This is a genomic window from Gluconacetobacter takamatsuzukensis, from assembly GCF_014174275.1.
GTDB classification, from domain to species: domain Bacteria; phylum Pseudomonadota; class Alphaproteobacteria; order Acetobacterales; family Acetobacteraceae; genus Gluconacetobacter; species Gluconacetobacter takamatsuzukensis.
The window spans coordinates 369,258-388,863 of sequence record NZ_JABEQK010000003.1 but is presented as its reverse complement, the minus strand read 5'-3'; the positions used below and the strand labels follow the sequence as shown (position 1 = coordinate 388,863).

The 19,606-nt window shown below is 68.2% G+C and carries 17 protein-coding genes and 2 tRNA genes; 7 read left to right on the top strand and 12 right to left on the bottom strand.

Features of this window, described 5'->3' with window-relative positions:
- Position 1 precedes the first annotated feature (1 nt).
- Both dapE and HLH27_RS06185 read left to right on the top strand, forming a co-directional pair.
- The gene (gene dapE / locus HLH27_RS06190; protein ID WP_182948825.1) at positions 2 to 1,147 is read left to right on the top strand and encodes a succinyl-diaminopimelate desuccinylase; all 1,146 of its coding nucleotides are present in this window, start codon (positions 2 to 4) and stop codon (positions 1,145 to 1,147) included.
- Complete coding sequence (locus tag HLH27_RS06185; protein ID WP_182948698.1) at positions 1,144 to 1,782, top strand: hypothetical protein; 639 nt, start codon at positions 1,144 to 1,146, stop codon at positions 1,780 to 1,782. The genes dapE and HLH27_RS06185 overlap by 4 nt, the downstream gene beginning before the upstream one ends.
- A 7-nt stretch (positions 1,783 to 1,789) precedes the next feature.
- Here HLH27_RS06185 and truA read toward each other — a convergent pair whose 3' ends face one another.
- The 3 genes from truA to def are packed head-to-tail and all read right to left on the bottom strand — an operon-like array spanning position 1,790 to position 4,102.
- A complete protein-coding gene (truA, locus tag HLH27_RS06180; RefSeq protein WP_408870805.1) occupies positions 1,790 to 2,605 on the bottom strand; it encodes a tRNA pseudouridine(38-40) synthase TruA in 816 nt (271 codons plus the stop codon).
- Positions 2,599 to 3,516, bottom strand: a complete 918-nt coding sequence (gene fmt / locus HLH27_RS06175; RefSeq protein ID WP_182948696.1) for a methionyl-tRNA formyltransferase — start codon at positions 3,514 to 3,516, stop codon at positions 2,599 to 2,601. Before fmt ends, truA begins: the two co-directional genes overlap by 7 nt.
- 46 nt (positions 3,517 to 3,562) lie before the next feature.
- Positions 3,563 to 4,102 carry a peptide deformylase gene (gene def, locus HLH27_RS06170; RefSeq protein WP_182948695.1) on the bottom strand — a complete coding sequence of 180 codons (540 nt, stop codon included), beginning with the start codon at positions 4,100 to 4,102 and terminating at the stop codon, positions 3,563 to 3,565.
- 164 nt (positions 4,103 to 4,266) lie between these two features.
- Between def and HLH27_RS06165 the strand changes: the two genes are divergently transcribed.
- Together HLH27_RS06165 and HLH27_RS06160 are read left to right on the top strand one after the other, a co-directional pair.
- Positions 4,267 to 4,755 carry an Hsp20 family protein gene (locus HLH27_RS06165; protein ID WP_182948693.1) on the top strand — a complete coding sequence of 163 codons (489 nt, stop codon included), beginning with the start codon at positions 4,267 to 4,269 and terminating at the stop codon, positions 4,753 to 4,755.
- 97 nt (positions 4,756 to 4,852) lie between these two features.
- Positions 4,853 to 5,116, top strand: coding sequence for a DUF1150 family protein (locus HLH27_RS06160; protein WP_114727802.1), 264 nt, complete (start codon positions 4,853 to 4,855; stop codon positions 5,114 to 5,116).
- A gap of 69 nt (positions 5,117 to 5,185) precedes the next feature.
- Here the strand turns inward: HLH27_RS06160 and hpf are convergent, their stop codons facing one another.
- The 9 genes from hpf to HLH27_RS06115 all read right to left on the bottom strand — a co-directional run bounded on the left by hpf (position 5,186) and on the right by HLH27_RS06115 (position 12,141).
- Positions 5,186 to 5,779 carry a ribosome hibernation-promoting factor, HPF/YfiA family gene (gene hpf / locus HLH27_RS06155; RefSeq protein WP_182948691.1) on the bottom strand — a complete coding sequence of 198 codons (594 nt, stop codon included), beginning with the start codon at positions 5,777 to 5,779 and terminating at the stop codon, positions 5,186 to 5,188.
- Positions 5,780 to 5,866: 87 nt separating this feature from the next.
- Positions 5,867 to 7,231, bottom strand: a complete 1,365-nt coding sequence (gene rpoN / locus HLH27_RS06150; RefSeq protein ID WP_182948689.1) for an RNA polymerase factor sigma-54 — start codon at positions 7,229 to 7,231, stop codon at positions 5,867 to 5,869.
- Positions 7,232 to 7,240: 9 nt separating this feature from the next.
- On the bottom strand, positions 7,241 to 8,035 hold the full coding sequence (gene lptB, locus HLH27_RS06145) for an LPS export ABC transporter ATP-binding protein (protein WP_246375523.1): 795 nt from the start codon (positions 8,033 to 8,035) through the stop codon (positions 7,241 to 7,243).
- Positions 8,032 to 9,018: an LptA/OstA family protein gene (locus tag HLH27_RS06140; protein ID WP_182948688.1), complete on the bottom strand. Its 987-nt coding sequence runs from the start codon at positions 9,016 to 9,018 to the stop codon at positions 8,032 to 8,034. Before HLH27_RS06140 ends, lptB begins: the two co-directional genes overlap by 4 nt.
- Positions 9,015 to 9,794 (bottom strand): LPS export ABC transporter periplasmic protein LptC, encoded by a 780-nt coding sequence (lptC, locus tag HLH27_RS06135; RefSeq protein WP_182948686.1) that lies wholly within the window; start codon positions 9,792 to 9,794, stop codon positions 9,015 to 9,017. The genes HLH27_RS06140 and lptC overlap by 4 nt, the downstream gene beginning before the upstream one ends.
- Complete coding sequence (locus HLH27_RS06130; protein WP_246375521.1) at positions 9,791 to 10,840, bottom strand: KpsF/GutQ family sugar-phosphate isomerase; 1,050 nt, start codon at positions 10,838 to 10,840, stop codon at positions 9,791 to 9,793. The genes lptC and HLH27_RS06130 overlap by 4 nt, the downstream gene beginning before the upstream one ends.
- Positions 10,841 to 10,910: 70 nt before the next feature.
- Positions 10,911 to 11,540: a ribonuclease D gene (locus tag HLH27_RS06125; RefSeq protein ID WP_182948684.1), complete on the bottom strand. Its 630-nt coding sequence runs from the start codon at positions 11,538 to 11,540 to the stop codon at positions 10,911 to 10,913.
- Between the two features lie 236 nt (positions 11,541 to 11,776).
- Positions 11,777 to 11,863, bottom strand: a tRNA-Leu gene (locus HLH27_RS06120).
- A 191-nt stretch (positions 11,864 to 12,054) separates the two neighbouring features.
- Positions 12,055 to 12,141 (bottom strand) — tRNA-Leu (locus HLH27_RS06115).
- Positions 12,142 to 12,374: 233 nt separating this feature from the next.
- Here HLH27_RS06115 and HLH27_RS06110 point away from each other — a divergent pair.
- The 3 genes from HLH27_RS06110 to gltB all read left to right on the top strand — a co-directional run bounded on the left by HLH27_RS06110 (position 12,375) and on the right by gltB (position 19,510).
- A complete protein-coding gene (locus tag HLH27_RS06110; RefSeq protein ID WP_182948682.1) occupies positions 12,375 to 13,298 on the top strand; it encodes a complex I NDUFA9 subunit family protein in 924 nt (307 codons plus the stop codon).
- A gap of 204 nt (positions 13,299 to 13,502) precedes the next feature.
- Positions 13,503 to 14,957, top strand: coding sequence for an NAD(P)-dependent oxidoreductase (locus HLH27_RS06105; RefSeq protein ID WP_182948681.1), 1,455 nt, complete (start codon positions 13,503 to 13,505; stop codon positions 14,955 to 14,957).
- 5 nt (positions 14,958 to 14,962) lie between these two features.
- Positions 14,963 to 19,510 carry a glutamate synthase large subunit gene (gene gltB / locus HLH27_RS06100; RefSeq protein ID WP_182948679.1) on the top strand — a complete coding sequence of 1,516 codons (4,548 nt, stop codon included), beginning with the start codon at positions 14,963 to 14,965 and terminating at the stop codon, positions 19,508 to 19,510.
- The last annotated feature ends 96 nt before the right edge of the window (positions 19,511 to 19,606 follow it).

Sequence of the window (19,606 nt, the reverse complement as noted above, 5' to 3'; positions counted from 1 at the left end):
GATGGAGCCGGAACTGGTCGATGCGCTGTCGCTGGCGCAGGAGCTGATCCGCGCGCCCTCCGTCACGCCCGACAGCGGCGGGGCGATCGGTGTGCTGGGCGACGCGCTGCGGCGGCTGGGTTTCGATGTCATCGACCTGCCGTTCGGCGATGGGGCGGAGCGTACGCCCAACCTGTTTGCCCGGCTGGGCATGTCGGGTCCGCATCTGTGTTTCGCCGGGCATACCGATGTGGTGCCGCCGGGCAACGAGGGCTGGACCAGCGGCCCGTTCGATGCCGCCGTGCGCGGCGACGTGCTGTATGGGCGCGGCGCCTGCGACATGAAGGGTGGCATCGCCGCCTTCGTCAGCGCGGTGGCGCGGCATCTGGGGGGCGGCCGGCCGCTGAACGGCTCGGTCAGCCTGCTGATTACCGGCGACGAGGAAGGGCCTGCGACCTACGGCACCGTGAAGGTGCTGGAATGGATGGCGGCGAACGGCCAGATCCCGGATTTCTGCCTTGTCGGCGAGCCGACGAATCCCGACCATATGGGCGATGTCATCAAGATCGGGCGGCGCGGCAGCCTGAATGCGCGCATCGTCGTCCATGGCATCCAGGGGCATGTGGCCTATCCGCATCGGGCGGACAATCCGGTCCATCGGCTGATGGCGATCCTGTCGGACGTGACGGCGCACCCGCTGGACAAGGGATCGGAATGGTTCGAGCCGTCGAGCGTGCAGGTGACCAGCGTCGATGTGGGCAATGAGGCCACCAACATCATTCCGGGCCGGGCGTCGGCCCGGCTGAACATCCGTTTCAACGACCGGCATACCGGCAAGGAACTGGCGCACTGGATCACCGAGATCGTCCGGGCCCGCGCGCCGGGGGCGGAGATCGATATCCGTGTCAGCGGCGAGGCGTTCCTGACCCCGCCCACCCCGCAACTGGACATGCTGGTCGCGGCCGTGCAGCAGGTGACGGGGCATGAGCCCCGGCTGGATACGGGGGGCGGGACGTCGGATGCGCGCTTTATCAGCCGCTATTGCCCCGTCGCCGAATTCGGCCTGGTCGGCGCCAGCATGCACAAGGTGAACGAGCATGTGTCCGTCGCGGACCTGCGGGCGCTGACCGATATCTACGCGGCATTTATCGAAAGGCTGATGGGATGACGCAGGGACGCGGCGTGCCGCCCCGACTGATGCCCGGCTCCCCGGGGGGCATCTTCCGGGGCATGATGCTGCTGGGCCGCGGCCGGCGCGAGGGCATGAGCTGCTTCGGCGCGACGCCCGACGCCGTGCTGACGGCGCTGGCGCCGCGGGTCGCGCTGTGGCTGGTCGGCGGCGTGCTGACGATGGCGCAGGCGCCGACGCTGCTGAGCGGCAGCAAGGTCGTGTACTCGCTCTGCCTGGTGCTGACGCCCGTGGTGCTGACCCATCTGCTGGCGCGGCTGTGGGGGCGGGAGGCGCTGTGGCCGCGCTATATGGCGGCGGCCCTGTGGTGCGACTGGCTGGTGCTGTTCGTGATGCTCGCGGCGGTGGCGCTGGTGGCCATGCTGACGCCGGCTGGCATGAGTCTGATGCATTCGGCGCTGATCCTGAACGGGATCATATTCGCCTATAATCTGTGGCTGACCTGGTTCGTCGCGCGGGCGGGGCTGGCGCTGGGGGCGTGGCGGGCGCTGCTGCTGCTGCTGGCCCTGACCGCCGCCATCATGGCGCTGAGTGCGCTTTCCGCGCTGCTGCCGCCGCATTATTCGCCGTGGCAGGATTTCCTGGCCCTGCCTTCGGGCCACGGCGACCGGTAGCGCGCGGTCAGGACGGCGGGGCCTCGGTCCGGAATGGATCGGGGTCGTAGCCGACGGCGGTCAGGTACAGCCCGTCGGGGGGCGCCGTCGGGCCGGCGGCGCGACGGTCGCAGGCGCGCAGGACCTCGGCCACGCGGTCGGGGGGCCAGGTGCCTTCGCCCACCAGTTTCAGCGTGCCGACCATGTTGCGGACCTGATGGTGCAGGAACGAGCGGGCCTCGGCCTCGATCACGATGTCTTCGCCCAGGCGGGTGACCGCCAGCCGGTCCAACGTGCGCAGCGGGTTCCTGGCCTGGCAGGCGCTGGCGCGGAAGGACGTGAAATCGTGCCGGCCCAGCAGGTGGCGGGCGGCGCTGTTCATCGCGTCGGTGTCGAGGGGGCGCTTGACCAGCCAGACTCGGCCCTCATCCAGGGCCAGGCGGCCGCGCCGGTTCACGATCCGGTAGCGATAGGACCGGCGGTTGGCGGAAAACCGGGCATTCCATGCCGGATCGACCGGTGCGGCCTGAAGGATCGCGACCGGGTGGGGCTTCATGTGGAAATTCAGCGCGTCGCGGATCTTGGAGCCCGTCAGGCCGGTGCCCTCGGGGAAGTCCAGATGCGCGACCTGGCCGGTTGCGTGCACGCCCGCATCGGTGCGTCCGGCGGTGATGCTGGGGACGGTCCGGCCCGCCGCCAGGCGGCCGGCGGCTTCTTCCAGCACCTGCTGCACGGACAGGCCGGTATTCTGGCGTTGCCAGCCGACGAAGGGGCGGCCGTCATATTCGATCCGGACGGCCCAGCGTTCGACGGGCAGGGCGGTCGCGGTCTCCGCGGTCACGATCCCAGCACCGTTCCGGCCGGTACGGGCTGGCCGCGCAGGAACGGGTCGGCGTCCATCATGCCCCGGCCGGGGCGTTGCAGGCGGGTGATGCGGAGGGCTCCGTCGCCGGTGGCCACGGTCAACGCTTCGTCCAGGATCTTCCCCGGGGGCGCGAGGTGGGCAGCCGGGGCGAGGGTGGCGGCGCCGATTTTCAGCACCTCGCCGTTCAGGGTCGTGAAGGTGCCGGGCCAGGGGGTCAGGGCGCGGATCTGGCGGTCGAGCGCGGCGGCGTCGCGCGTCCAGTCGATGCGCCCGTCCTCGCGCGTCAGGCGGCCGGCATAGGTCACGCCCTGTTCGGGCTGTGGCTGGCCGGGGCCGGCCGGTTGGGCCAGCGTGGTGACGATGAGGCGCGCGCCCATGGCGGCGAGGTCGTCATGCAGGGTGGTGGCGGTGGTGGCCGGGGTGAGCGCGACCTGGTCGGACAGCAGCATCTTGCCGGTATCCAGCCCTTCGTCCATCCGCATGATCGTGACCCCGCTTTCGCTGTCGCCGGCCAGGATCGCTGCCTGGATCGGGGCGGCGCCGCGCCAGCGGGGCAGCAGGCTGGCGTGGATGTTCAGGCATCCCAGAGCAGGGGCGTCGAGCATCGCGGCCGGCAGGATCAGCCCGTAGGCCGCGACCACGGCGGCATCGAGCTTCAAGTCCCGGAAAAAGGCATGTTCCTCGGCATTGGTACGCAGGCGCGCGGGCGTGCGTACCGGCAGGCCGAGGGTTTCGGCCGCCTGGTGGACGGGCGAGAGGCGGACCGACTGGCCGCGTCCGGCCGGCCGGGGGGGTTGGCTGTAGACGATTGCGATCTCATGCCCCGCCGCATGAAGGGCGAGCAGGGCGGGCACCGCGAAATCCGGGGTGCCCATGAAGGCCAGGCGCATGAAGGGGCTCCATCCGGTTGGATATGTACAGGCTGGGAGGGTGCCTCTACCGCTTCTGGCGCTGTTCCTTGGCGAGGCGGCGCATGATCATGTTGCGCTTCAGGGTCGAGAGGTGATCGACGAAGAGGATGCCCTCCAGATGGTCGATCTCGTGCTGGATGCAGGTGGCCAGCAGGTCGTCGGCCTCCATTTCCTGCTCGGTGCCGTCCACGGTGCGGTAGCGGACGCGCACCTGCTGGGGGCGGACCACGTCGGCATACTGGTTGGGCAGCGACAGGCATCCTTCCTCACGCGAGACCAGGGTTTCCGATTCCGCGATGATTTCGGGATTGATGAGGACCAGCGGGTCGCGCTGGCGTTCCTCGCCCAGGTCCACGATGGCGAAGCGCAGGCCCATGCCGACCTGCGGCGCGGCCAGGCCGATGCCCGGCGCCTGGTACATCGCGGCGAACATGCGGGGCAGGGCCTCGCGCAGCATGGGTTCGTCTTCCGGCCGGACCAGGCGGGTCTTCTGGCGCAGGATGGCCTGGGGCGCCACCAGGATCGGCATGGGGATGGCGGCGGCGATTTCGTCGTGACTGATCATAGGGGCGATGTAGCGATCCTGGCGCGCGCGCGCCAGTGGCTACGCGCGCGTATGGGGCCGGGCGGGGCATGGCCTTGCGGAACCGGCCGGGCGTCCCATATCATGACGACGCGGGCGCCGATGACGGGTCCGCGTGATCGTCTCGCTCGGTAGAGGAGGCCTGGATGTCGGGTAGGCTTTTCGGATCCCCCATGTTTCTGGGGTTTGACCATCTGGAACAGATGTTGGAACGCGCGTCGAAGGGGGCTGCCGATGGCTATCCCCCGTATAATATCGAACAGCTGAATGCCACGTCGCTCCGCATCACGCTCGCGGTCGCGGGATTCGTGATGGACGATCTGCAGATCACGCAGGAAGACAACCAGCTTGTCATTCGCGGGCGCCAGACCGACGACACGCAGGGGCGCGTCTTCCTGCATCGCGGCATTGCCGCGCGGCAATTCCAGAAGGCGTTCGTGCTGGCCGAGGGTATCGAGGTCAGCGGGGCATGGCTGGATAACGGCCTGCTGCATATCGACCTGGTGCGGCCGCAGCCGGAAGTGCGGGTCAAGCTGATCGAGATCACGCAGGGACGTTCGGGTGGGGCACCGACCGAGATCGACCTGCCCAAGGCCCGCCCACAGCGCGTCGTGCGGGCGCTCGAGGACGATTGAGCGGCAGGCTGCCAAGCCCGCTTCTGCCATCGCCGCCGCACTGGCCAACGGGACGGTCGCCGCCTGACGGGGAAGCGTCCTTACGGAGGATCGGATCATGAGAATTACGACACAAAACGGCCAGGTCGTGCTTCAGGCCGACCATACGCCGATGGCCGCCGACGTGCGGCATCTGACGGATATCCAGATGCGGGCGCTGGGCGTGTCGCGGGTGGCCTATATCAAGCCCGTGATCATCGAAGGGGAGGACGCGTTTGCCATTCACGCGGCCGACGGTACCCCGATGGCACTGACCGAGGACCAGGAGACGGCCGTCGAGGCGATCCTGCAACACGAGATGGTGCCTGCGCTGCTGCACTGAAGGCAGCCGGCCGATGGCTGCCTGTGCCGGGACGATCGATGCGTCCCGGCACAGGCGTTGCGCCCGGCATCAGCCGGGGGTGGGATCCAGCCAGCCGATATTGCCGTCCTGCCGGCGGTAGATGACGTTGATCTGCTCGCTGATGCTGTTGCGGAACATCAGCAGGGTGGAGGCCGCCAGGTCGAGGCGCATCACGGCCTCGCTGACGCTGAGGGTGGCGATTTCCGCCGGGCGTTCCGCGACGATGGTCGCATAGGCGTGGGCGCTGGTGTCGCGCGCCGCGCCGTTGGTCGCCTGTCCGGCATCGTCGGCCGGGCGCAGGATGTAGCTGCGCCCCATTTCCGGCGATTTGCGGCGGGGAAGGGTGCGGATATGGTCGTTGACCCGTTCGCGATAGCGGCGGAGGCGCCGGGCCATATGTTCGGCGGCGTCGTCGAACGCGCCGTGGGCGTCGGTGCCCTCGCCCTCGCCCCGCAGGGTCAGGCCGCGTGCGGCGTGAAGATTGATATCACAGGTGAAGAACGACCGCGCGCGGCTGAAGGTGACCTGGGCTTCCAGGGCGCGATCGAAATATTTGTCGGCAAGGCGATCGAGATGCCCCGTAACGCGGTGCTTCAGGGCGTCGGAGAGGTCGATCTGTTTGCCAGCGACACTGATCTGCATGTGACATCACCCCTTGAATAGAGGAGCGTCCGAAACCGGACGGAACCGTGCCGGCGGTTTTTTTAATGCATATTCCGCCGGGTGGCGTCAGGCCTCGAAAGCCTTTTCCCGTTTTCTCTGCGCTGAATTCGGTATTTTCAGCGCATCCCGGTATTTGGCCACGGTTCGGCGGGAGATGTCTATTCCTTCCTTTATTAATTCGTTCACAATTGCATCGTCAGACAGGATATCCTGCCGGGATTCCTGCGAAATCAGCAGCTTGATGCGGTGGCGGACGGCCTCGGCGCTGTGATCGGCGCTGCCTGCGCGCCCGGGGATGGCCGTGGTGAAAAAATATTTCAGCTCGAACATGCCGCGCGGGGTGGCGATGTATTTGTTCGCCGTGACCCGGCTGACGGTGCTTTCGTGCAGGCCGACCGCCTCGGCGATGTCGCGCAGGACCAGGGGCCGCAGATGGCCCGCGCCATGGGCCAGGAAGCCGCCCTGGCGGCGCATGATGGCGGTGGCGACGCGGACGATCGTCTCGGCCCGCTGCTGGAGGGCGCGGACCAGCCAGTTGGCGCTGGCCAGGCGCTCGGTCATGAAGGGGCGGTCCGTATCGCGCAGCCGCAGCGTGGTGCGCAGGGTGAGGGCTGAGTTGACCACCACCCGGGGCATGGTGTCGGGATTGAGCTCGATGATCCAGTCATGATCGGGCGCCGGCAGCATCAGGATGTCCGGCACGACGATGCCGGCCTCGGCGGCCGCCGCATCATGGGCCGGGCGGGGGGAGAGGGTGCGGATTTCGGCGATCATGGCGGCCAGGTCGTCCTGGTCGACGCCGCACAGGGTGCGCAGCCGGCGCAGGTCGCGCCGGGCCAGCAGGTCCAGGTGCCGCAGCAGCATGGCCATCGCCGGGTCCAGCCGGTCGCGTTCGCGCAATTGCGCGGCCAGGCATTCGCCCAGGTCATGGGCGAACAGGCCGGTCGGTTCGAACTGCATCATGGCCAGGCGGACCCGTTCGACCTGTGCCGGCGGGGCGTCGATGCCGGGGGTGCGGGCGATCTCGGCGGATGAGAGGGGCAGGCGCCCGTCGGAATCCAGCAGGGTGATCAGGTGGGCGGCGATCCGCCGTTCCCGGGCATCGAAGCGCGACAGCCGGACCTGCTCGGCCAGTCGTTCGTGCAGCGGGCGCGCGGGGCCGGCCAGGCCGTCAGGCGGATCGTGCCATATGCCGGGATCGCGGGCCGGGCCGAGGGAGGGCGGGGGCAGGTGGCGCGGTGCGCCGAAGGCCGGGAACGGTGGGTCGGCCGTCTCGGGGCGTTCCAGCAGGGGGTTGCGCTCCATCTCGTGCTCGACGACCGACCAGGCGTCGAGATTGGAGAGTTGCAGCAGCAGGATCGCCTGGCGCAGTTGCGGCGTCATGACCAGGGATTGGGCCTGCCGGAGGGCAAGCTTGGGTCCGATGGTCATGACGGGCGGTCAGAGGGAGAAATTTTCTCCAAGATAGACGCGCCGCACGTCCTCGTTGGCGACGATCTCCTCCGGGCGGCCTTCCATCAGGACCTGGCCGCTGTGCATGATGTAGGCGCGGTCGATCACTTCCAGCGTCTCGCGGACATTGTGGTCGGTGATCAGCACGCCGATCCCGCGATCCTTGAGGTGCGAGACCAGGTCGCGGATTTCGCCCACCGCGATCGGGTCGATGCCCGCCAGAGGCTCGTCGAGCAGGATATAGTGGGGCTGGCTGGCCAGGGCGCGGGCGATTTCGAGACGGCGCCGCTCGCCGCCCGAGAGGGCCAGCGACGGGGAGCGGCGGAGGTGGGAAATGCCGAATTCGCCCAGCAGGCCGGTCAGCATTTCCTCGCGCCGGTCGGGGTCGGATTCCACGACTTCCAGTGCCGCCATGATGTTCTGTTCGACGTTCAGGCCGCGGAAGATGCTGGCTTCCTGCGGCAGGTAGCCGATGCCCAGCCGGGCGCGCCTGTACATCGGCAGGCGGGTGATGTCGGTGCCGTCCAGCGTGATCGAGCCGCTGTCGGGCTGGACCAGGCCCACGATCATGTAGAAGCTGGTGGTCTTGCCCGCGCCGTTGGGGCCCAGGAGGCCGACGGCCTCGCCGCGATTGACCTGGAGCGAGACGTTCCGGACCACCGGCCGCTTCTTGTAGGACTTGCCGATTCCGCTGGCGATCAGTCCGCTGAGGGCACTGCCGAAGGGCGCCTGCCCGGCCGCGTTTTTCGCCTCGTCGGACAGGGCGTAGGGGATATCGTTCATCGCTGGGTTCCCGCAGGGGGGGGATTGGCCTCGTTGGGGACGATCAGGCCGCTGACCCGTCCGCCCGGGCGTTCGGTCATCGTGGCGATTCCGGTGTGCATGTTCACGATTGCCGCGGCTCCGCTGATCTGGTTCTGGCCCCGCGTGATATGCACGTTGCCGACGATCCGCGCGATTCCGGTATCGGGGACATACACGCCACGGTCGCCGGTCACGGTCTCGGTCTGCGTGCGGACGAAGACATGGCCGAATGCGTTCACTTTTTCCAGCTTCCCCGAACTGGTCAATGGCTCGGCGCCCTTTCCGGCCGCCTGCGGGGCGGGCTGGGGTGTGGATTGGGGCGTGGTCTGGGGGGCGGGTTGGGTCGGTGCGCTGTAGCCGACCAGCACGTCGGCGCGGATCTGCCGGCCGTCATTGGTGGTGACGGTGGCGTTGCCCCTGCCGACCGACATGCGGGTCTGGGAATAATATTCCATCGAATCCCGGGCGGTCAGGACATCCTGCGGCGTGGTCAGCTTCAGCCCGGTGCCGGTCAGGATCATCACCGCCTGGTCGATGTCGTAGACGGCCTTGTCGCCCCAGGCCTGGTCGGTGTCGGTGAAGATATGGACATGGCCCAGCGCGTTCAGGCGATAGACCTCGTTGGCGCCCGATCCGGCGTCCATGCCCTGGGCGCCGGCGGCGGGCTGTGCCGCCGGCTCGGCGGGGGCGCCCGCGGCGGAGCCGGGCGCGGCCTTCTTGCGGTAGAAGGCGATCAGGCGGTCGCCGGTGACGGTGACGTTGCCCCGGGTCGCCTGGGCCTTGTCGTAGGCGGTGACGGTCTGGGTCTTCTGGTCCCAGTCGAAGCCGCCGGCTGCCGTGACGCTGATCTGGCCGCCATGCGAAAGGTCGATGGCCTGGCCGCGCGCGGCGCCCGGGGGAAACAGGCAGGCCACGGCGCCGAGGAGCAGAAACGCGGAGGCGACCTTTGCGGGGGCGGTCATCGACTGGGCTCCGTCTGGGCGGCTTGGGGGGTGGAAGGGTGGGATGCCGGGCCGGCATGGGCGTCGTCGTTCAGGACCAGCCGGCCGGGGCCGCGGAACTGGGCGATCCCCTCATGCTGGGACAGCAGGACGCCCTGGGCGTCCAGCACGCCGAACGGGCCTTCGGCATGGACCCACTGGTCGGAGGCGATGATGCCCTGCCTGAGGTCCATGTCGGCGGTGACGCCGGTCATGATCACGCCGTCTTCGCGGTAGAGGGACACGTCCTGCGTCAGGTCCAGCAATTGTTCCCGTTGCAGATACACGCCCTGCGCGGCGCTGACCATCATCCAGTCGCCGCCCTGGGTCAGGGTGTCGGCGGCCGGGCGGGCCAGGTTGATGCGGTCGGGGCCCACCTGCTGGGCCTGGTCGGCGGTGATCATGAACGGCCGGTCGTGGTCGTCCAGCCCTCGATAGACGGCGCCGAGCATGTTGCCGCTGGAGACGCGCAGGTTTTCCATCTCGCGCAGGGCGCCGCGCTGCATGTTGACCAGCCGGTCGATGGCCGGCCACACGGCGATGGAGCTGAGCAGCAGCAAAGCGGCGGCCGGCAGGGCCCATTTGGCCCAGCGAACCAGGCGCCGGCGGCGGGTGATGTCGCTGGGCCGGAGGACCCGGCGCAGGCGCGACGTATCCTGGTGCAGCAGCGACCGCTGCCGCGCGATCTGGTCGGCGGAGCGCGCGAAATCCTCGCGCCGGGGCGGCGTGTCGCCGTCGGGGGGCGGGGGGAGGCTCATGCCACGCCCGCGCGCAGCAGGTCGTGGACATGGAGGATGCCGACGGGAACGCGGTCGGCATCCAGCACGAACAGGCTGGTGATGGGGCGGGCGCGGGCGTTCATCAGCCGCAGGGCCTCGGCGGCCAGCACGTCGGGCTCGGTCGTCAGGGGCGCGGTGTTCATGATGTCCGCCGCGCGGGTGTGGTCCAGGTTGCGGTCGAGGACGCGCCGCAGGTCGCCGTCGGTGATCAGGCCGCACAGCTTGCCGTCGGCATCGACCACGCCCATGCAGCCGAAGGCCTTGCGCGTCATTTCCATGATGACCTGCCGCAGCGAGCTGTCGGGCGTGCCCAGCGGCATGACGCCGCCGCGATGCATCAGGTCCGCGACGCGGCGCAGGCGCGTGCCCAGCCGGCCGCCGGGATGGAAGATGCCGAATTCGGTCGCCGAGAAGCCCCGCCGCTCCAGCAGGACCACCGCCAGCGCGTCGCCCAGGGCCAGCTGCATCATGGAGGAGGTGGTGGGGGCCAGGCCCATCGGGCAGGCCTCGGGCGCATCGGGGACGATGAGGGGGATGTCGGCGGCGCGGGCCAGTGTCGAGGCCGCGCGGGTGGTGATGGCCACCAGCAGCAGGCCGTAGCGGCGCGCATGGGCCACGATGTCGGCCAGTTCGGCCGTTTCGCCCGAATTGGAGAGCGCCAGCACGGCGTCGCCTTGCTGGAGCATGCCGAGGTCGCCGTGCGAGGCCTCCGACGGGTGGACGAAGACCGAGGGCGTGCCCGTGGAGGCCAGGGTGGACTGGATCTTGCGGCCGATCTGCCCGGACTTGCCGATGCCGGTGACGACGACGCGCCCGGCGAGGGCCGAGAAGGCCGCGATGGCGCGCGTGAAGGCCTCGCCCAGCGGCGGGGTGTCGTCGCCCTCGACCGCCGGGGCGCGCAGGGCGGCTGCCATCTGCATCAGCCCGTCGGTCTCGCGCGCCAGGACCCGGCAGGCCGCCGCGATATCCGCGTCGGACTGGTCGGAGTCGGAGCTGTCACCAACAGGAGGAACGGATTGGGTCATGCCAGCCGTGTATCGCCATGGCGGTGGTCCAGGTCAAACAGAACGATGGACCGCGAGGGGAAGGGGGGCATCATGCCTGGTGGGCGAAGATGTCCGGCGTTTCGTATCCCAGCAGGTCCAGGCGGGCGCGTGCGGGCAGGAAATCGTAGCAGGCCTGGGCCAGGTCGCGCCGGCCCTCGCGGTGCAGCAGGGCTTCCAGCTTCGCCCAGAGCGCGTGCAGGTGGAGCACGTCGGACGCCGCGTAGGCGCGCTGTTCGGGTGTCAGGTCCGGGGCGCCCCAGTCGGAGGTCTGCTGCTGCTTGCTGAGTTCGACCCCCAGCAATTCGCGGCACAGATGGGCCAGCCCGTGGCGGTCGGTGAAGGTGCGGACCAGCTTGGAGGCGATCTTGGTGCAGATGACCGGCGCGACGGTGATGCCCAGCGTGTGCTGGAGGATCGCCACGTCGAAGCGCGCATAGTGCATCAGCTTGGTGATCGCGGGGTCGGCCATCAGGCGGGCTAGGTTGGGGCTGGGGGCGCCGGGCAGGATCTGTACCAGGTGCGCGGACTGGTCGCCGGCCGAGATCTGCACCAGGCACAGCCGGTCGCGATGCGGCTTGAGGCCCATGGCCTCGGTATCGACCGCGATCGGGCCGTGGAAGGTCACGTCGGCGGGCAGGTCGCCGCGATGCAGGTGGATCGAGGGCGTGGTGGCGATCATGCGTGAGACCCCGCGTTGCAGACGTGACGACGGAAAATGCAAGAACGGCCCATGATTCCCAATCCGCAAGACGCATGCCTGCGCGCCGCCATGCCGTTGTAACCGGATGCCGGGGCAGTGAAGGACATATAATAACGGAAGCGCCCATGCGCGAGGGGGTGCCGACCACCACGACCGGCTGCCCGGGGGCGCCGTGCCGCCCCAAGGGGCGATGTCCGATCCGGCTGTAGGGAAAATGGTGCCCAGAAGAAGACTCGAACTTCCACGACCTTGCGGCCACAGGTACCTGAAACCTGCGCGTCTACCAATTCCGCCATCTGGGCTTAGAAGGCCCCCGTTTCCGGGGTGGTGAGGGGGATTTACTCGGAAACAACAGGGTGGTCAACGGCACCCTTCACATATTCCGCGTGGGAAACGACATGGCGTATCCGGCGCAGGGCGGAAGACGGCAAAAAGGCGCCTCGACATTGTCGGGCGCCTGCCAGCACACTGATTTTTCAGTATTCAGAAGAGATGGTGCCCAGAAGAAGACTCGAACTTCCACGACCTTGCGGCCACAGGTACCTGAAACCTGCGCGTCTACCAATTCCGCCATCTGGGCTCAGAAAGCCCCCGTTTCCGGGGTGGTGAGGGGCGTTTACTCTGCCCATGGGGGGCGGTCAACATGGGTGGGGCGATTCGTGTCGTTTTTATTGCATGCGCCGGACGACGGGGTGTGTCCGGCCGGGCGGGACGGGCGTTGTGCTAGAGGTGTGAAAAGAAAGGATAGGGGTGGGATTCCGCGCGTGGCAGGCAGCCTGCGCGTGCGGCCGACCCCGTATTCGGGGGATGGACATGACGACGCGAAAAGTTGCGGCGGTAATCGGCGGTTCGGGATTCCTGGGGCGCCATGTGGTGCGGCGCTTGGCCGATGACGGATATGTGGTGCGGGTGGCCGCGCGCCGCACCGACCGGGCGGCATCGCTGCGGCCGCTGGGCGATGTGGGGCAGATCGTGCCGCTGGGGGCCTCGATCCTGGACCATGCCTCGCTGATTCCGGTTGTCGAGGGGGCGCAGGTCGTCGTGAACCTGGTGGGAATCCTGGCCGAGCGCGGGCCGGCGACGTTCCAGGCCGTGCATGTCGAGGGGGCCGAGCAGGTCGCGCGGCTGGCGGCGTCGGCCGGGGTGGCGAAGCTGGTGCATGTCTCGGCCATCGGGGCCGCGCCGGACAGTCGCTCGGCCTATGGTCGCAGCAAGGCGGCCGGCGAGGAGGCGGTGCTGCGCGCGATGCCCGAGGCGACGATCGTGCGGCCGTCGATCCTGTTCGGGGCCGAGGATCATTTTACCAACCTGTTCGCCACGCTGGCGCGGTTCAGCCCCGTCGTGCCGGTCTATGGCGCGCGGACGCGCTTGCAGCCGGTGCATGTCGCCGATGTGGCCGAGGGAATCCGGCGGCTGCTGGCGGGCGAGGGGTATGCGGGGGCGGTCTTCGAATTCGGCGGGCCGGCGATTCGGACCATGGAGGAGATCGCGCGCCTGATCGTGGCCGTGGTCGGGCGGCGCCGGCTGGTGGTTGCGGTGCCGCCGGCCCTGGCCTGGTGGCAGGCGATGTGGCTGGAACGCCTGCCCGGGAAGATGCTGACCCGCGACCAGCTTGCGATGTTGGCGAGCGACAATGTGGCGGCGGACGGGGCCCCGGGGCTGGAGCAGCTGGGCATTCGGCCGGCCTCGATGGAATTGATTGTTCCATCCTATCTGGGTGGATATAAAATTACATAAACAAGCAAGCTCAACGCACTATATGGCCAATTGGTCCGGATCGGACCTATGTGGCCGGGCGGGATGTTCGATCGGATGGCTCGCGAGGGGGCTTTTTGTCATAAAGGGCAGTGATGCTGTCTTTTATGGCGGATATGTCTGTCGTAGGTGTTCCGCCAACACACGTACCGCAGGTGACGGTCGGGCGTTATCCAGGGGGGACCGATGGTCGAGCACATGCTGAAATTCGTCTCCGTGCCGCAGAGCCAGCCCGACAAGCGGCCGGCCGTGGAGCGGAACGGCGATTTCGACGAGATCTATCGCGCATTCGCGGTGGAGAAGGCGGAACAGCAGGCCAGCCGTTGCTCGCAATGCGGGGTGCCGTTCTGCTCGGTCCATTGTCCGCTGGGCAACAATATCCCCGACTGGCTGAAGATGACGGCCGAGGGGCGGCTGGAGGAAGCGTATGCGCTTTCGGCCGCCACCAACAATTTCCCCGAGATCTGCGGCCGGATCTGCCCCCAGGACCGGCTGTGCGAGGGCAATTGCGTGATCGAGAAGGGGTTCGAGAGCGTGACCATCGGCGCTGTCGAACGCTTTATTACCGATACCGCCTTCGCCAGCGGCTGGGTGGAGCCGATCCGGCCGCCGGTGGAGCGCGAGACCTCGATCGCCATCATCGGTGCCGGGCCGGGTGGGCTGGCGGCAGCGATGCAGTTTCGCCAGCAGGGCTACCAGGTGCATGTCTACGACCGGTACGACCGGATCGGCGGCCTGATGATCTACGGCATTCCGGGCTTCAAGCTGGAAAAGGACATCGTGGCCCGCCGGCACCTGTATCTGGAGGAATCGGGGGTACGGTTCCATCTGGGTGTGGACATCGCGGATGCGGACGGGGCGGGAACGCTGTCTTTCGCGACGTTGCAGGCCCGGCATGACGCGGTGCTGATCGCGACCGGCGTGTACAAGTCGCGCGATATCGGCGGACCGGGCGCGGGGCTGGACGGCATCGTCAAGGCGCTGGACTACCTGACCATGTCGAACCGGCTGTCGCTGGGCGACCGGTTTGCCCCCGAAGAGAGCGCGGCGCTGAATGCCGCCGGCAAGTCGGTGGTGGTGATCGGCGGCGGCGATACGGCGATGGATTGCGTGCGCACCGCGATCCGCCAGGGGGCGAAATCGGTCAAGTGCCTGTATCGCCGCGACCGGGCGAACATGCCCGGGTCGATCCGCGAGGTGAAGAATGCCGAGGAGGAAGGGGTCTCCTTCGTCTGGCTGGCGGCGCCCGAGGCGTTTCTGGGCGATGGCAGTGTCAGCGGCGTGCGCGCCGTGCGCATGAAGCTGGGCATGCCCGATGCCAGCGGCCGCCAGTCGGTCGAGCCGGTCGAGGACAGTGCCTTCGTGCTGGAAGCCGACCTGGTGATCAAGGCGCTGGGCTTCGACCCCGAGCCGCTGCCGACCCTGTGGGGGCAGCCGGACCTGGCCGTGTCGCGCTGGGGCACGCTGCGGGTCGACCATGAGAGTTTCATGACCAGCCTGCCGGGCGTCTTCGCGGCGGGGGATATCGTGCGCGGGGCCAGCCTGGTGGTGTGGGCGATCCGCGATGGACGGGATGCGGCGGCGCAGATGCATCGCTGGCTGGAAAATCGGGCGGCGCAGTGCGCCCAGGCGGCGGAGTGACGGACATGGACCAGTTGACCCAGGATCATGGACCGCGGGATGCCGGCCAGGCGTTCGTGGCCGAATGGCAGGAGAATGCCGAGGCGATCGCGGGGCTGTACGACGCCACGCAGGAGCGCGATGCCTGCGGCGTGGGGCTGATCGCGTCGCTGGACGGGCGCAAGCGGCGCGAGGTCGTCAATGCCGGGATCGCCGCCCTGAAGGCGCTGTGGCATCGCGGCGCGGTCGATGCCGACGGCAAGACCGGGGACGGTGCGGGGATTCATCTGGAGATTCCGCAGGATTTCTTTGCCGAGGCGATTCACAGCGGCGGCGAGGGCTGCGTGGACACGCAGATCGCCATCGGGATGATCTTTCTGCCCAAGACCGACCTGGCGGCGCAGGAACGCTGCCGGCAGATCATCGAGACCGAGATCCTGGCCTTCGGCTACGGGATCTATGGCTGGCGGCAGGTGCCGATCGATACCGCGTGCATCGGCGAGAAGGCGAATGCCACCCGGCCCGAGATCGAGCAGATCATGATCCGCAACCTGCCGGGGCGGGACGAGGAGGCGTTCGAGCGCGACCTGTATGTGATCCGCCGCCGGATCGAGAAGAGTGCGCAGGCCAATTCGCTGGACCTGTATATCTGCTCGATGTCCTGCCGGTCGGTGATCTACAAGGGCATGTTCCTGGCCGAGAACCTGACGGATTTCTATCCCGACCTGCTGGACCCGCGCTTCGTCAGCCGTTTTGCGATCTATCACCAGCGCTATTCGACCAACACGTTCCCGACCTGGAAGCTGGCGCAGCCTTTCCGCCGGCTGGCGCATAACGGCGAGATCAACACGATCCAGGGCAACGTCAACTGGATGAAGAGCCACGAGACGCGGCTGGCGGACCCGGGGCTGGACCCGGTGATGGAGGACCTGAAGCCCGTGGTGCAGGCCGCGGGGTCGGACACCGCGATGCTGGACAATGTGTTCGAGCTGCTGACCTTTGCCGGGCGCGACGCGCCCATGGTCAAGGCGCTGATGGTGCCGGCCAGTGTCGGCGGCAATTCGGGCATGCCGCAGAAGCACCAGGACCTGTACGCCTATTGCAACGCGGTGATGGAGCCGTGGGACGGGCCGGCGGCGCTGTGCGCCACCGACGGGCGCTGGGTCGTGGCGGGGCTGGACCGCAGCGGCCTGCGCCCGCTGCGCTACACCGTGACGGCGGACGGGCTGCTGATCGTGGGGTCGGAGACCGGCATGGTGAAGGTGGCCGAGACCGACATCGTGCGGCGCGGGCGGCTTGGGCCGGGGCAGATGATCGGCCTGGACCTGCAGGAGGCGAAGCTCTACGGCAACGAGGCGCTGCTGGACCTGCTGGCCGGCCGCCGCGATTTCGGCGCCTGGGTGAAGAACATCCAGAAGATCGGCTCGGTCGTGCGGGCGGACGTGCAGGAACCGGTACTGTACGGCCGCGACGAGCTGCGCCGTCGGCAGCTGGCGGTCGGCACCACCTTGGAGGAGCTGGAGACCATCCTGCATCCGATGGTGGAGACCGCCGCCGAGGCCATCGGCTCGATGGGTGACGATGCGCCGCTGGCGGTGCTGTCGGCGCGCTATCGGGGGCTGGCGCATTATTTCCGCCAGGCGTTCAGCCAGGTGACGAACCCGCCGATCGACAGCCTGCGCGAGACGCGGGTGATGAGCCTGCTGACCCGGCTGGGCAATCTGGGCAACATCCTGGAGGAATCCGAGGTCCAGTGCGACCTGCTGCAACTGCCCAGCCCGGTGCTGACTACCGGCGAGTTCGAGGCGCTGCGTAATTTCTGCGGCGACAGCGGCTTCGTGATCGACTGCACCTTTCCGGCGGCGGAAGGGGAGGCGGGGCTGCGCGAGGCCATTGCCCGCATCCGGCGCGAGGCCGAGGACCGGGTGCGCGAAGGGTGCACCCATCTGTTCCTGACCGACCAGGCGCAGTCGGCGGAGCGTGCCTATATCCCGATGATCCTGGCCACGGCGGCGGTGCATACGCATCTGGTCCGCCAGTCGCTGCGGACCTTTACCTCGCTGAACGTTCGCTCGGCCGAGGCGCTGGACGTGCATGCCATTGCGGTGACGATCGGGGTGGGGGCGACCAGCATCAACCCCTATCTGGCGCAGGAAAGCATTGCCGACCGGCAGCGGCGCGGGCTGTTCGGCGAGATCTCGCTGCGCGAGGCGGTGGAGCGGTACCGCAAGGCGGTGGACAAGGGGCTGCTGAAGGTGATGTCCAAGATGGGCATCTCGGTCGTGTCGGCCTATCGCGGCGGGTATAATTTCGAGGCGATCGGGCTGTCGCGGGCGCTGACGGCGGAGTTTTTCCCCGGCATGCCGTCGCGTATTTCCGGCATCGGCCTGTCGGGCATCGCGACCAATGTGATGAGCTTCCACCGGATCGCGTGGGACCAGAACGTGATCGCGCTGCCGGTGGGCGGCCAGTACAAGATGCGCCGCCATGGCGAGGTCCATGCCTTCGACGGCAACCTGATCCACATGTTGCAGACGGCGGTGGCGAGCGACAGTTTCACGATCTATCGCCGCTATGCCGACGCGGTGCGGCGCCAGCCGCCGGTGGCGCTGCGCGACCTGCTGGATTTCCGCGGCGGGCGGACGCCGATCCCCGTCGAGGCGGTGGAGAGCATCACCCAGCTGCGCAAGCGGCTGATCGCGCCGGGGATCTCGCTGGGCGCACTGAGCCCCGAGGCGCACGAGACCCTGTCGATCGCCATGAACCGGATCGGCGCGAAGTCGGATTCGGGCGAGGGGGGCGAGGACCCCGCGCGTGCGAAGCCGCGGCCGAACGGGGACAATGCGTCCTCGGCCATCAAGCAGATCGCCTCGGGCCGCTTCGGCGTCACGGCGCAGTATCTGAACGATTGCCGCGAGATCGAGATCAAGATGGCGCAGGGCGCCAAGCCCGGCGAGGGCGGGCAGCTGCCGGGCTTCAAGGTGACGGGGCTGATCGCGAAGCTGCGGCATGCGACGCCGGGCGTGACGCTGATTTCGCCGCCGCCGCATCATGACATCTATTCGATCGAGGATCTGGCGCAGCTGATCTACGACCTGAAGCAGATCAATCCCGAGGCCACGGTCACGGTGAAGCTGGTCGCGCGGTCGGGCATCGGCACCATTGCCGCCGGCGTGGCCAAGGCCAAGGCCGATGCGATCCTGATTTCTGGCCATAGCGGCGGCACCGGCGCCAGCCCGCAGAGTTCGGTCAAATATGCCGGCCTGCCGTGGGAGCTGGGGCTGGCGGAGGCGCATCAGGTGCTGATGCTGAACCGGCTGCGCCACCGGGTGAAGCTGCGCACCGATGGCGGGCTGAAGACCGGGCGCGACGTGGTGATCGCGGCGATGCTGGGGGCCGAGGAATTCGGCATCGGCACCGCCAGCCTGGTGGCCATGGGGTGCATCATGGTGCGCCAGTGCCATTCCAACACCTGCCCGGTCGGGGTGTGTACCCAGGACGAGGCCCTGCGCGGCAAGTTCGAGGGCACGCCGGAGAAGGTGATCAACCTGTTCTCGTTCATCGCCGAGGATGTGCGCAACATCCTGGCTTCGCTCGGTTTCTCTTCGCTGAACGAGATCATCGGGCGGACCGACCTGCTGAGGCAGGTGTCGCGCGGTGCGGATTATCTGGACGATCTGGACCTCAATTCGCTGCTCGCGCAGGCCGATCCGGGGCCGCATGCGCGCTATTGCACGCGCGAAGGGCGCAACGAAGTGCCCGAGACGCTGGATGCGCAGATGATCGCCGATGCGCGGCCGCTGTTCGACCATGGCGAGAAGATGCAGTTGCACTACAACGTGCAGAACACGCATCGGGCGATCGGCACGCGTATTTCCTCGCTGATCGTGCGGCAGTTCGGCATGTCCAAGCTGGCGCCGGGGCATCTGACGGTGCGTCTGCGCGGCTCGGCCGGGCAGTCGCTGGGGGCGTTTGCCGTGCAGGGGCTGAAGCTGGAAGTGCTGGGCGACGCCAACGATTATGTCGGCAAGGGCCTGTCGGGCGCGACCATCGTGGTGCGGCAGTCGCCCTCTTCGAACCTGGTGTCGAACGAGAACGCGATCATCGGCAATACCGTGCTGTATGGCGCGACGGCGGGGGCGCTGTATGCCGCCGGCCAGGCGGGCGAGCGCTTCGCGGTGCGCAATTCCGGCGCGACGGCGGTGGTCGAGGGCTGTGGGTCGAACGGCTGCGAATACATGACCGGCGGCACCGTGGTGATCCTGGGCGAGGCGGGCGACAATTTCGGTGCCGGTTTCACCGGGGGCATGGCCTTCGTCTATGACGAGAAGGGCACGTTCGAGCAGCGGATCAACCCCGATACGCTGCTGTGGAACCGGGTGGTCGACCCGAAATGGGAGGCTGTGCTGCGCGGGCTGGTGGAGACCCATGCGCGCGAGACGCACAGCCGCTACGCCGCGCTGATGCTGCATAAATGGGACAATGTCATCCAGCATTTCTGGCAGCTGGTGCCGCGCGAATATGCGAAGGTGATCGGCTATGCCACCCCGGCCGAGACCGTGCTGCGCGCCTAGGCGCGTTGCATGGCCGGAACGGTCGTGCTGCCGGAAAACCCGTCGCTGTCAGGTGATTGAGGCAGGGCTGGGGCCCTGCCGGTCGCCTGGCGGTCT